Raw genomic sequence first — 11282 nt, 5'->3', positions numbered from 1 at the left:
GATGCACCCACGGACTTTTGCCGTCGCTCGGCGATCTCACGTGCCATGCACCTCGACGACGACCTCGCCGCGGCGATCGGCCGGGCGTGGACCGACACCGACCCGTGGGAGTTCGTCACCGACCTCACCGCGCTGGGGAGCCGGATGGCCGCCAGCGAGGGCGAGGCCCGGGCAGCCGACCTCGTCGCCGACGCGTTCCGCGACGCCGGCCTCGACCGCGTCCGACAGGAGCCGTTCGACGCGCCCGAGTGGCGCCGCGGCGAGACGACGCTGCGACTCACGTCGCCCGGGGACCGGCCGTTCGACGCGATCGCGTTGCCCTACTGTCCGAGCGGTGAGGCCGCCGGCGAGTTGGTCGACGTGGGCTACGGCACGCCCGCGGAAATCGACGAGGTCGACGTGGACGGGAAGGTCGCGGTCGCCTCGACCACCACGCCCGACGACTCGCGGTTCGTCCACCGGATGGAGAAGTTCGGCGCCGCCGCGGAAGCGGGAGCCGAGGCGTTCGTCTTCGTCAACCACGTCCCGGGCCAACTGCCGCCGACGGGGTCGCTCACCTTCGGCGAGGAGGCGTCCATCCCCGCGGTCGGCGTCAGCAAGGAGACGGGCGCGTGGCTCACCGAGTACGCCCAAGAGGGCGGCACCGGCACCGTCGAACTGTCGGTCGACGCCGAGACGGTGCCCGGGGAGTCACAGAACGTGCTCGGCCACGTCGGCCCCCGAACCGACGAGTACGTGCTCGCGACGGCCCACTACGACGCCCACGACATCAGCGAGGGCGCCCTCGACAACGGCTGTGGCATCGCGACGCTGGTCGTCGCCGCGCACGTGCTCGCGGCCGCCGACCTCGACATCGGCGTCCGGTTCGCCGCCGTCGGCTGTGAGGAGACCGGCCTCCTGGGGTCGGAGCACCTCGCCGAGACGACGGATCTGGACATGGTGAAGGCCGTCGTCAACGTCGACGGGGCGGGGCGGTTCCGCGACCTCGTGGCGATGACGCACACCTCCGCGGCGACCGCCGACGTCGCCGAGCGCGTCGGCGAGACCACCCGCCAGCCGGTGCACGTGCGCGAGGATCCCCACCCGTTCTCCGACCAGTGGCCGTTCGTCCGCCGGGGCGTGGCCGCGCTGCAACTCCACTCCGACAGCGGCGAGCGGGGGCGAGGCTGGGGACACACCCACGCCGACACGCGCGACAAGGTCGACGACCGCTGCATCCGCGAACACGGCGTGTTGACGGCGCTGATGGCCCGCGAGTTGGCCGCCGAGCGAACGGAGGTGCCGGTGCTCGACCCGTACGAACTGGAACGGACGTTCCGCGACGCCGACTTCGAGCCGGGGATGAAGGCGGCTGGGCTGTGGCCCGCCGACTGGGAGTGACGGGCTAGTCGGTCGAGACCCCGTCGACCACGTCGCCGAGGACGCGACCGCGGGCGAGCGCGTCGACGCGACGCCCCTGGAACACCTCCCGGAGCGTCGCGACGGCCTCGGGGTCCGGGTCGAAGTCGACGCCGGGGTACGTCACGTCCGCCAGCACGAGCGGCCCGGGCGCCGCGGGCGCGACTCCGCGCGGGCCCGACAGCGGGTCGTCACCGAGCACCTCGTCGACCCGGTCGAGGCCGGTGTCGCCGACGGCGACGCCGCGGACGACGCTCGCGAGTCGGCGGACGAACTCCCGCGGGAACCCGTCTGCCGCGACCGTGAGGCGGAGGAACTCCTCGCTCGCTGGAGCGGCGTCGCCGTCGCCGTCGGTGTCGTCACCGACGCGCACCGAGAGGTCGCGTCGAGTCCGCGGCCCGCGCGGGTCGCTGGTGAGGTTGTGGAAGTCGTGAGTGCCGGAGAGCCGTCGGGCCGCCGCCCGGGCACGCTCGGCGTCGGCGTCCGGTGCGTGGAGGTGATAGCGGTACGTCCGTCGGGCGGCGTCGTGGGTCGCGTGGAAGTCGGCGGGCGCGTCCGCAGCCGCCCACACACGGACACCCCCTGGCAACTCGCTGGAGAACGCCCGCGGCGTCAGCCAGTCGGGGGCGTCGAACGCGACGGTCTGGGCCAGCGCCGACACGCCGCGGTCGGTGCGCCCGGCGGCGGCGTAGCCGGGCGGAGTTCGGTCGCTATCGCCGCCAGAGTCACCGTCGTCTCCGTCGCCGCCGCGCCCGTCGCGGTCGAGCACGCCGAGCGCCGCGAGCGCGTCGAGGAGCGTCCCCTCGACGGTCGACACGTCGGGCTGGCGCTGAAAGCCGTAGAACGGGCGGCCGTCGTAGGCGACGCGGAAGGCGCGGCGAGTGGGCATCCGGCCTACGCGAAGTCGCCGTACGTCGGACGGTCGCGCTCGCCGGGGAACTCCTCGACCGGCGCGGTCGTCTCGTCGCCGCTCGCCATGTCCTTCACCGTCACCTCGCCGTTCGCGAGGTCCTGCTCGCCGACGATCACGACCGTCTCGGCGTTGATCGAGTCGGCGTAGCCGAGTTGGGCGCCGAAGCTCCGCCCGGCCACGTCCGTCTCCACGACGTGTCCCTTCGCCCGGAGGTCGCGGGCGACGCGAGCGGCGACGTCGCGCGTGTCGCCGACGCGGAGGACGTAGTAGTCCGTCTCGATGGCGGCGTCGGGGGCGACGCCCGCGCGCTCCAAGAGGAGACCGAGCGGGGCGTGGCCGGGGGCGACGCCGACGGCGGGGGTGGGCTGGCCGCCGAACTCCTCAATGAGGTCGTCGTAGCGACCGCCGCCGAAGACGGAGCGACCGATCTCACCGGTCGCGTCGAAGCACTCGAACACGGCGCCGGTGTAGTAGTCGAGGCCGCGAGCGGTGCGCAAGGAGAGGTCGCAGTAGTCGCCGACCCCGAAGTCGTCGGCGGCGGCGAGCACCGCACGGAGGTTGTCGACCGCCGCTGCGAGGTCGTCCGAGTCGGGCGCGAACGCCGTGAGTTCGTCGAGGTCGGCGGGGTCGGTGACGCCCAGCAGGTCGTCGAACTGGCGGGCCTGGTCGAAGCCGAGGCCGGCGTCGTTGAGCAGGTCGAGGTACTCCGTCTCGTCGACCTTCTCGGATTTGTCGACCGCCCGGATGGCGGCGCGCACGTCCACTTCCGCGTCGAACGAGCGCAGCAGCGACCCGAGGATGTCGCGGTGGCTGACGCGGAACTCGAAGTCGTCCGCCGTGAGTCCGAGGTCGGTGAGCGCGTCGGCGGCGGTCGCGAGCACCTCGGCGTCGGCGGCGGGCTCAGACGAGCCGAAGATGTCGATGTTCGTCTGGTAGAACTCCCGGAAGCGCCCCTGCTGGACGGCCTCGTAGCGCCAGAACGGGCGCGTCGAGAACCACTTGACGGGCTTGGACAGCTCCTGGGCCTTCGCGGCGTACATCCGCGCGACCGTCGGCGTCAGCTCCGGCGACAGCGTGACGTGGCGACCGCCGTGGTCCTCGAAGGCGTACAGTTCGTCGACGATGTCGTCGCCGGACTTGTCGGTCCACATCTCCGCGGGCTCCAGTCGCGGCGTGTCGATTTCGCGGAAGCCGTAGCCGCGCGCGGCCGACTCCAGCGTGTCGGCCACCTCGCGGCGGACGGCCATCTCGGGGGGGTAGAAGTCGCGGAACCCCTTCAGGCGCTCGTAGGTGGGCATTACCGGGTACCTCGCGGGTCCGGGAGTTTAACCCCGTGGTTCGCGGTCGCGGCGACGGCGACGACCACCCGGACCCGGCTGGGCGCCGGCTCACACCGCCAACAGTCCGACTCCGACGACCGCCAGTCCCGCGGCGACGAGGCGCGCACCCAGTCGCTCTTCCCCGAGGACCACCCCGCCGAGGAGGACCGCGACGATAGCCTGCGTGTTGACGACCGGCGACGCGATGCTGGCGGGCAGCGCCGCGAATGCGACGCTCGTGAGGTGTTCGGCGCCCGCGACGACCAGCCCCAGCGCGAGAAACGTCGTCGCCGGCGGCACCTCGGCGGGCCAGTCGCGGACCGCCAGCGGCAGGAGGACGAGGAGGACGCCCGCGAGGACGAGCACCACGAGCGCCTCCGGTGGGAGGCCGACCCGGTCCAGCGCCGCGCGCTTCGACACGTCGCCGACGGCGTACGCGACCGCCGACACGAGTGCGAGTTGGGCGGGTCGCGCAGTCACGGCTCTGCGGAGCGGTTCGACCGGGTCGCCGCCGCGGTAGTTCGCCGCGTACACCGCGACGGTGACGACCGCGATGCCGGCGACCGCCAACACTGGGATGTCAGCCCCGAGGAGTGCGACCTCCAGCGGGAGGACGAACACGGGGACCACCTTGTTGATCGGCGTGACGTACGACACCTCGCCGAGCGCGAGCGCGTTCACGACGAACACGTACCCCGCGGCGACGCCGAGGACGCTCCCGACGAGCGCGAGCACGCCACCGACGCCGAGGCCGGCGGGGTCGGGGACGTCGGCCGCCGACAACTGGGTCACGGCGACCGGCGCGTACCACGCCAGCGCACAGGCGTTCACCGCGACGGTGAGGACGGTCGCGGGGACGCCCGCGAGGTAGCGCTTGATCGAGAAGAGGTAGACGCCCCACAGCACCGCGGCGGCGAGCGCGACGGCGATGCCCGGGGAGACGAACGACGACACACACGACGGTGTGCGGTGGAGGGAGAAAACCGCCCGGATGTGGCGGCGCGCGAGTCGGTGGTGGGGTGTCGGGCGGCTGCCTCAGCGCCGCCCGCGCACGTACGTCTGCTCGTGGGCGGGGAACACCTCCCCGACCGCCGCCTCCCCGCCCTGCTCGCGCAACAGGGCGCGGAGTTCACCCTCGTAGTCGGCCTTCGGCACCTCCTCAGAGGGGCCCGACTCCACCTCCAGCGTCTCGTCCACGAGGCGGTCGACGGCGCCGCGGCCGAATCCCGACAGCGGCGAGAGGTAGTCGACGCCGTGGCGGTCTTCGAGGCTCTGGGCGAACGCACGCGAGATGGTCGGCACGCGGTCGTCGCGGCGGGTGCCGTCGGCGACGGCGTCCACGTCTCGCTCGGCCATCGACTCCAGCGCGTGCTCGTGGACGCGCTGGATCCCGTTGCGGGGGAAGCCGTCCGCACGCATCGTCTCGACCGCCTCCTCGGCGACCACGCGGTCGAGTTCGATGGTGTCGAACGGGAACCCGAGCGACTCGGCGGCCGCTTGGGCGTGCTCGTGGTCGTCGGTGAGCCCGAAGGTGGCGGTGACCAGCGTCACGTCGTAGAAGCGATCGAGGACGAGTGCGGCGAGCGAGGAGTCTTTCCCGCCGCTGTAGCAGAGCGCGAGGTCCACGCGTCCGTCAGCGGCGGCGGATGTCGAAACTCTTCTGGTCCGGCTGGAGCTCGCGCAGCAGCTCCTTCATCTGGTCCTCGTCGATGCGACCGTTCACGCGACCGCTGCGCGCCAGCGCCGTCACCTGCTGTTTCACCTGCGCGGCGAAGTCGGGCTTGCTCATCTCGACGGCGTTGAGCCGCTGGCGCGCGCCGTCGGTGAGGTACTGCTTGAGTAGCGCCTCCTGCTGGCGCTCGGCCTGCTCTTGGGCGGCCTGCTGTGCCTCCTCGTCGGCCTGCTGGCCCTGCGCCTGCTCCTGGAGCTCCTGCATCTTCTGCTCGCGGAGCTTCTCCAGTCGGTCGTCGTCGGGAGTCTCGCTCATGTCGGATCGAAGTTGCCGGCGAGCGGTCAAAACGGTTGTGGGTGCGTGTACTGCGCGGTTACGGGGTGCCGACGGCGGCCGGGTTCGACGGATGGCACGCGGGCCCCGGGGTCCCGGTGCCGGACGAGCGCTGCCGCTGGCGGGTCGGGTGTGAAGAACGGTCGATCGGTGGCGAGCTTACGCGTAGCGCTCGAGCTCGGGCCGGTCGAGCTCGCTCAGCACGTCGCCGGCAGCCTCGTCGAGGAACGAACGTCCCTCGTCGGTGATGCGGCGGCCCTCACCCTGTGCCGTCTCGACGAAGCCCTCCTCTTCGAGCTGCTGGAGCGCGACGCGGATGATCTTCCGCGAGCCGCCCTCGTGGTTCGGGGGCTGGACGATGTAGCGGTTCGAGCCGCGCTTGGCGCCACCGTACTCGGTGGCGAGGCGCTCGACGCCGACGGGGCCGCGGTCGGCGACCTTGCGCAGCAGCGAAGCCGCCCGGCGGAACCAGAAGTCCTCCTGCTGAGGCGGGAGCTCGCGGTCCTGTCCGGACTTGGTGAACTGCACCCACTCCGGCTGCTCGATGCGATCCTCCAGTCGAGCGGCGACCTCGTCGATGAGGTCCGCCGCCGGGACGTCGTAGAGGGTAACCATACGGGCGATTTCAGCGTCGTTCGGTTTAAAGCCGTCGTATCACCGCCCCCGTGTGAGGCGTCCACGCGGGGGTAAACCGGCAATCGACGGGTCCGACGGCGACGGTCAGCCGACGCTGTCGGCGCCGACGACGCTCACCACGACGCCGCCGATGATCACTGGCACCCAGTAGACGGCGCCGCGGTAGATGACGACAGCGCCCAGCGCCGCCGTCGCCGACACCGACACCGAGGGCAACGCCGCCAGCACCGCCACGAGGACTGCCTCGATACCGCCGGCGCCGCCGGGGAGCGGCGTCACGCCCGCGATGGCGCCCATCGGGACAACGAACAGCATCGCCGAGAACGGCACCGGCTGGTCGATGGCGATGAACGCGAGGTACAGCCCGATCATCTGGAACGTCCACCCGAGCGTCGAGGCCGCAAGCGAGACGGCGATGCCCGTGCGGTCGGTGGCGACGCGCTCGATGGCGCCGAAGAAGTGGCCGATGCGCGACTCGACGCTCTCCTCGCTGGGCGCCGAGAAGATCGGGAGCGCGGTCGCGACTCGGCGGATCAGCGGGACGAACACGCCGACCACGCGCTCCTCCAGTTCGTAGCGGTTGCGCCAGCCGAGGTACACCGCGCCGGGGATGACCAGCGCGAGCGCCGCGACGACACCGGTGGCGAAGCGGAGGCGGGTGCCGAACGTCGTCTCGGTCGCGAAGTACGCCGCGCCGACGAGCGCGAGCGTGATCGATGGCACGAAGTTGAGGGTGTCCACGCTCGCGATGGCGGCGAGGCCGCGCTCGTACTCCGTGTCGGCCACCTTCGAGATGAGGAGGGCGGTCACCGGTTCGCCGCCGGCCTGTCCGAACGGCGTGACGTTGTTGGAGAACATTGCCCCGTTGAGCACAAAGAACGAACGAGGCACCGACAGCGACACGCCGAGCACCCCGAGGACGGTCCGGAGGGCGACGGACCACGCCGCCAGCCAGCCGAGCGTGACGAGGACGACGAGCGCGACCACCTCCAGTGAGGCGCTCTGCAACACTCCAATCAGGTCGTTCACGCCGACGAGGTACAGGAGGACGCCGAGGACCGCGAACGCGCCGAGGAACCCCACGACCGTGGCGCGTAGCTGGTCCGCGTTCATGCGGCCAGCGTCGGTCGGCGACCGCTTCAACCCTCCGAAACCGGGAGACGCTACAGCGGCGCGAGAATCGTCGGGCGTGTGGCTCGCAGGAGCGTCGCGGCGGCACACAGGAACTCCCCGGCATCGGGAGCGACGTGGCGAATGAAAACACCGTTGACACCGGGGGCACAACCACGGCCCGATGGACGAACGCGAGGCGCTCGCGCGACTGGCCGACACCCTCCCGAGCGCCGGCGACGACTGCGCGGTCGTGGGCGACCGCGTGCTCACGACGGACATGCTCCACGAGACGACGGACTTCCCCGCCGGCGTCGACCGCTACACTGCGGGGTGGCGGTCGGTCGGCGCCTCGCTGTCGGACGTGGCGGCGATGGGAGCAGACGCCGAGGCCGCCGTCGCCGCCTACGGCGCCCCGCGGTTCGACCCCGAGGAGGTGGAGGCGTTCGTACGCGGCGCTCGCGACGTGTGCGAGGCGGTCAACGCCGAGTACGTCGGCGGCGACCTCGACCACCACGACGAGTTCACGGTCGCGACGACCGCCCTCGGCGCGACCGACGACCCCGTCCGCCGCGGCGGGGCCGAGCGCGGCGATGCCGTCTGCGTCACAGGGACGGTCGGGCGAAGCGCCGCCGCAATCGAGGCGTTCGAGGACGGCGACGTCGACCGCGGTAACGACCTGTTCCGGTTCACCCCGCGCGTCGCCGCGGGCGTCGCTCTGCGCCCGTACGCGACGGCGATGATGGACTCCAGCGACGGACTCGCGCGCTCGCTCCACCAGTTGGTCGAGGCGAGCAACACGTCGGATCTGGGGATGGACATCACCGAGTCGTACGTCCCCGTCGACGCCGCGGTCGACGACCTGTTCGCCGACCCCGAGGCGCGTCGCGCCGCCGCGCTGTTCTTCGGCGAGGACTTCGAGTTGGTGTTCACGCTCCCGAGCGACGCCGTCGAGGCCGCCCACGAGGCGTCGCCGACGCCGTTCTCGGTGATCGGGAACGTCACCTGGGACGGCGTTCGGATGGACGGCGACCCGCTCCCAGACCGGGGGTACGGCCACGCCAGTGACGGCGAGGCGTGAGCGGCGACCGACGAGTGGACACGAATCCGTGCGACCGTGCCTGGCTCAGATGGTCGCCACCTGGATCGGCACGAGCATGAAACACAGGAGGCCGAGCGCGAAGGTGAGCACCCCGACCGCGAGCCGCTTCGCGTCGATGGCGGAGTCGTCGATGGGGTTCGCGGGGCCGCGGTAGGCGATGAACGCCGAGAACAGCCCCCAGAACGCCCACAGCCCGACGGACTCGTTGACCGCGAGGTTGCGGACGAAGTAGAGGTACGCCGCGATCCCGAACAGCGCGACCGGCACCAGCGCCGCGACCGTCTCCTGACGCTCGCCGACCATCGCGCGCACGATGTGGCCACCGTCGAGTTGGCCGACCGGGAGGAGGTTGAGGACGGTGAAGAACATCCCCACCCACGCGCCCATGATCACCGGGTGAGCCGTCTTCGTCGGGTCACTGTAGCCCGTCGGCTGGTTCAGCGCGGCGGCGATCAAGTCGAGCAGCGGTGGGTTGTTGAACACGATCACCTGGCCGCTGCCGCCCACCACCGACGCGGGGACCGAGAACGGGCCGAGCAAGAGCCCGACGATGGTGACGACGACCGTCGCCGCGAGTCCCGCGAGCGGGCCGGCGACGCCGATGTCGAACAACGCCTCGCGGTCGGGCATCTGCCCGCGCATCCGGATGATCGCGCCCATCGTCCCGAACGGGAGGATGAACGGAATCACGTACGGGAGCGACACGTCGACGCCGTGGTAGCGGCCCAGCGCGTAGTGGCCCAGTTCGTGGGTCATCAGGACGCCCAACACGGCTGCCGTGAACGGCCAGGCCCGCAGCGCCGTCGCGGGGTTCGCGGCAATCTCGGAGAAGGGGATGTAGTACCACGCGGTCGCCCCGACGAGCAGCGTCGACAGCACCGTCGCGACGAACAACCCGACGTTGAGCCACGGGACCCCGCCGTCTACGCCCGCGTACGGTCGTGCGACGACCACGTCGAGTCCGGTGTCGGTGTTCACCACCTGTACCTCGTAGCCGGCCTCGCGAAAGGCGGGCCAGATCCGTCTGACGAGTTCCTGCTCGTCGACGTCGCTGATCCCGTAATAGAGGACCCGGTCGCCGTCCGTTCGGATCTCCGAACAGTGGAAGACGGCGTCGAGTTCCGGAGGACGGGGATAGTCGTCGGGAACCGCCTCACTCATCGACGGAAGTTCGGAGCGAACCGGGATAAGTCCTCGCCGCGCGGTCGCCGGAGGAGTCGATTGAGTGGTGTGGGGCTCTGGGAGAGTAGAACGGGAGCCGGTGGCGGGCGGGGAGCCGCACCCCGGGTGTGCCGCGTAGCCGAGTCGGGGGACCGTGTGGTGCGTCGGGTCGCGCAGACGGGGACCGTCCGTGCGCGTGTGGGTAGGGACCCGTGTCGTTCGCGTTCGGTGCGCGTCGGTGCGTACGTCCTCGTCAGTTCGCCGGTTCGATACGCCAGGTGGTCGCGGACGTGTACGACCACTTCTCGATGGAGAGCCCGCAGGCGGAGTCCTTCAGCTTCACCATCAGGGCGCCGATTTCCTTCGGGGACAGGCCGACCTCGTCGGCGATGAACTTGCTCTTGAAGTAGAGCTCGCCGTCCGCGGCCTTCTCGCGCAGGAACGCCGCGAGGCGCTCCTCCTTGGAGGGGCTGTCGGTCGAGGCGCGGTCGGTGTCGGAGGGTTGCACGGTTGCGCTCATTGTGTCACCTCGATTCTCCCTACGGAACCAGGGGGGCATATAAAGCGGCGTCCGTTGGGGGTGATTCGGCTCCGTTCAGGAGATTTCTCCCGTGAAACGCCCACTATCGAACCGTTCACGACGCTTCGAGAGACAGTTAGACCATTTACAACCGTTTCTCAGGCCGCCTAGTCAGTCGCGGACCGCCGTGCCGAGATCGGACTGTCAGACGTTGATTCTACGGGTCGAGTCGTGGATTCAACGTCATCCGGCCTCGCGCGTCGTCCGTCGGCCGCGGCCGTTCCGTCCTACTGGGACCGCTCGTGGACCCAGAACTCGGCTGACTCAGTGGTCTCCTTCTTGAAGATGGGTACCTCGTCTTTGAGGCGGTTGATGCCGTCCTCGACGGTGCGGAACGCCTCGGTGCGGTGGCCGGCGAGCACGACGACGAACACGATGTCCTCGCCGTCGGCGACGACGCCGACACGGTGGTGCATCCGCACGTCGAAGACGCCCTCGCGCTCGGTCAACTCGCGTTCGATGGTCGCCATCCGGTCGGCGGCGACGCCCTCGTACTTCTCGAACTCCAGCACCTCCGTCCGGTCGTCGTCCGCGCTGTCTTTCGCGCGGACGCGTCCGGTGAACGTCGCGATGGCGCCCGACCTGTCGGCGCCCTCGCTGGCTTTCGCCTCGTCGATAAGCGTCTCCAGCGTCACGTGTGGGTCCGCCGTCTCGACGTGGTCGACGAGGTCCGCGAGCACGAGGTCGGCGGCGTCGTCGACGCGGGCGACCACGTCGCCGGGGACGGCCTCCTCGCCGACCACGACGGTCGGCAGTCGCAGGTGCGAGAAGCCCGCGACGAGCGCGTAGTCGAAGTCGGGCGCGAGTCTGTCGAGCAGCGCCGGGAACGAGTCGTCGGTACCGGAGCCCGACCACGTCCCGTCCTCGCCCAGGCGGTAGTCGGCTGCGGTCGGGCCGTCGGCGGCTGCCGACGCGACCGTGTCGTCGCGTCGAACCGTCGCCACGCGACCGTCGAGCCGTTCGGCGAGCGGGTCGAGGAGGTCGGCCGTTCCCGGGCCGACGAGCGAGAGCGTGTGCATGTGTGCGAGAGGGCGAGCGACCGGCTTAGGCCTTCGGCT

At 71.0% G+C, this 11282-nt stretch carries 12 protein-coding genes; 2 read left to right on the top strand and 10 right to left on the bottom strand.

The features are described 5' to 3' along the window. Nucleotides 1-45 precede the first annotated feature (45 nt). Nucleotides 46-1380, top strand: a complete 1335-nt coding sequence (locus P0R32_RS03720; protein ID WP_276238590.1) for a M28 family metallopeptidase — start codon at nucleotides 46-48, stop codon at nucleotides 1378-1380. Between the two features lie 4 nt (nucleotides 1381-1384). Here P0R32_RS03720 and truA read toward each other — a convergent pair whose 3' ends face one another. The 7 genes from truA to P0R32_RS03685 form a co-directional block, all read right to left on the bottom strand. Then, the gene (gene truA / locus P0R32_RS03715; protein WP_276238589.1) at nucleotides 1385-2287 is read right to left on the bottom strand and encodes a tRNA pseudouridine(38-40) synthase TruA; all 903 of its coding nucleotides are present in this window, start codon (nucleotides 2285-2287) and stop codon (nucleotides 1385-1387) included. A 5-nt stretch (nucleotides 2288-2292) separates the two neighbouring features. Next, nucleotides 2293-3609: a histidine--tRNA ligase gene (gene hisS, locus P0R32_RS03710; protein ID WP_276238587.1), complete on the bottom strand. Its 1317-nt coding sequence runs from the start codon at nucleotides 3607-3609 to the stop codon at nucleotides 2293-2295. A 90-nt stretch (nucleotides 3610-3699) separates the two neighbouring features. Continuing rightward, entirely contained in the window at nucleotides 3700-4584 is an 885-nt protein-coding gene (locus P0R32_RS03705; protein WP_276238586.1) for an EamA family transporter, read from the bottom strand. Nucleotides 4585-4665: 81 nt separating this feature from the next. Continuing rightward, nucleotides 4666-5256 (bottom strand): DUF7411 family protein, encoded by a 591-nt coding sequence (locus P0R32_RS03700; protein WP_276238585.1) that lies wholly within the window; start codon nucleotides 5254-5256, stop codon nucleotides 4666-4668. Between the two features lie 7 nt (nucleotides 5257-5263). Continuing rightward, on the bottom strand, nucleotides 5264-5617 hold the full coding sequence (locus tag P0R32_RS03695) for a DNA-binding protein (RefSeq protein ID WP_276238584.1): 354 nt from the start codon (nucleotides 5615-5617) through the stop codon (nucleotides 5264-5266). Nucleotides 5618-5794: 177 nt separating this feature from the next. Continuing rightward, nucleotides 5795-6250, bottom strand: a complete 456-nt coding sequence (locus P0R32_RS03690) for a 30S ribosomal protein S19e (RefSeq protein WP_276238583.1) — start codon at nucleotides 6248-6250, stop codon at nucleotides 5795-5797. A 105-nt stretch (nucleotides 6251-6355) separates the two neighbouring features. After that, entirely contained in the window at nucleotides 6356-7384 is a 1029-nt protein-coding gene (locus tag P0R32_RS03685; protein WP_276238582.1) for a lysylphosphatidylglycerol synthase transmembrane domain-containing protein, read from the bottom strand. Between the two features lie 181 nt (nucleotides 7385-7565). On the opposite strand from P0R32_RS03685, the gene thiL reads away from it, so the two are divergent. Beyond that, nucleotides 7566-8462, top strand: a complete 897-nt coding sequence (gene thiL, locus P0R32_RS03680; RefSeq protein WP_276238581.1) for a thiamine-phosphate kinase — start codon at nucleotides 7566-7568, stop codon at nucleotides 8460-8462. A 45-nt stretch (nucleotides 8463-8507) separates the two neighbouring features. Here thiL and P0R32_RS03675 read toward each other — a convergent pair whose 3' ends face one another. From P0R32_RS03675 to P0R32_RS03665, 3 genes are all read right to left on the bottom strand, one after another. Next, nucleotides 8508-9644 carry a site-2 protease family protein gene (locus P0R32_RS03675; RefSeq protein WP_276238580.1) on the bottom strand — a complete coding sequence of 379 codons (1137 nt, stop codon included), beginning with the start codon at nucleotides 9642-9644 and terminating at the stop codon, nucleotides 8508-8510. Nucleotides 9645-9897: 253 nt separating this feature from the next. Next, nucleotides 9898-10164: a DUF7123 family protein gene (locus tag P0R32_RS03670; protein ID WP_276238579.1), complete on the bottom strand. Its 267-nt coding sequence runs from the start codon at nucleotides 10162-10164 to the stop codon at nucleotides 9898-9900. A 287-nt stretch (nucleotides 10165-10451) separates the two neighbouring features. Next, on the bottom strand, nucleotides 10452-11243 hold the full coding sequence (locus tag P0R32_RS03665; RefSeq protein ID WP_276238578.1) for a molybdopterin synthase: 792 nt from the start codon (nucleotides 11241-11243) through the stop codon (nucleotides 10452-10454). Between the last annotated feature and the right edge of the window lie 39 nt (nucleotides 11244-11282).

The organism is Halobaculum marinum (assembly GCF_029338555.1).
Lineage (GTDB): Archaea > Halobacteriota > Halobacteria > Halobacteriales > Haloferacaceae > Halobaculum > Halobaculum marinum.
The sequence above is the reverse complement of the archived record's forward strand: the minus strand, read 5'-3'. Positions and strand labels throughout refer to the sequence as shown.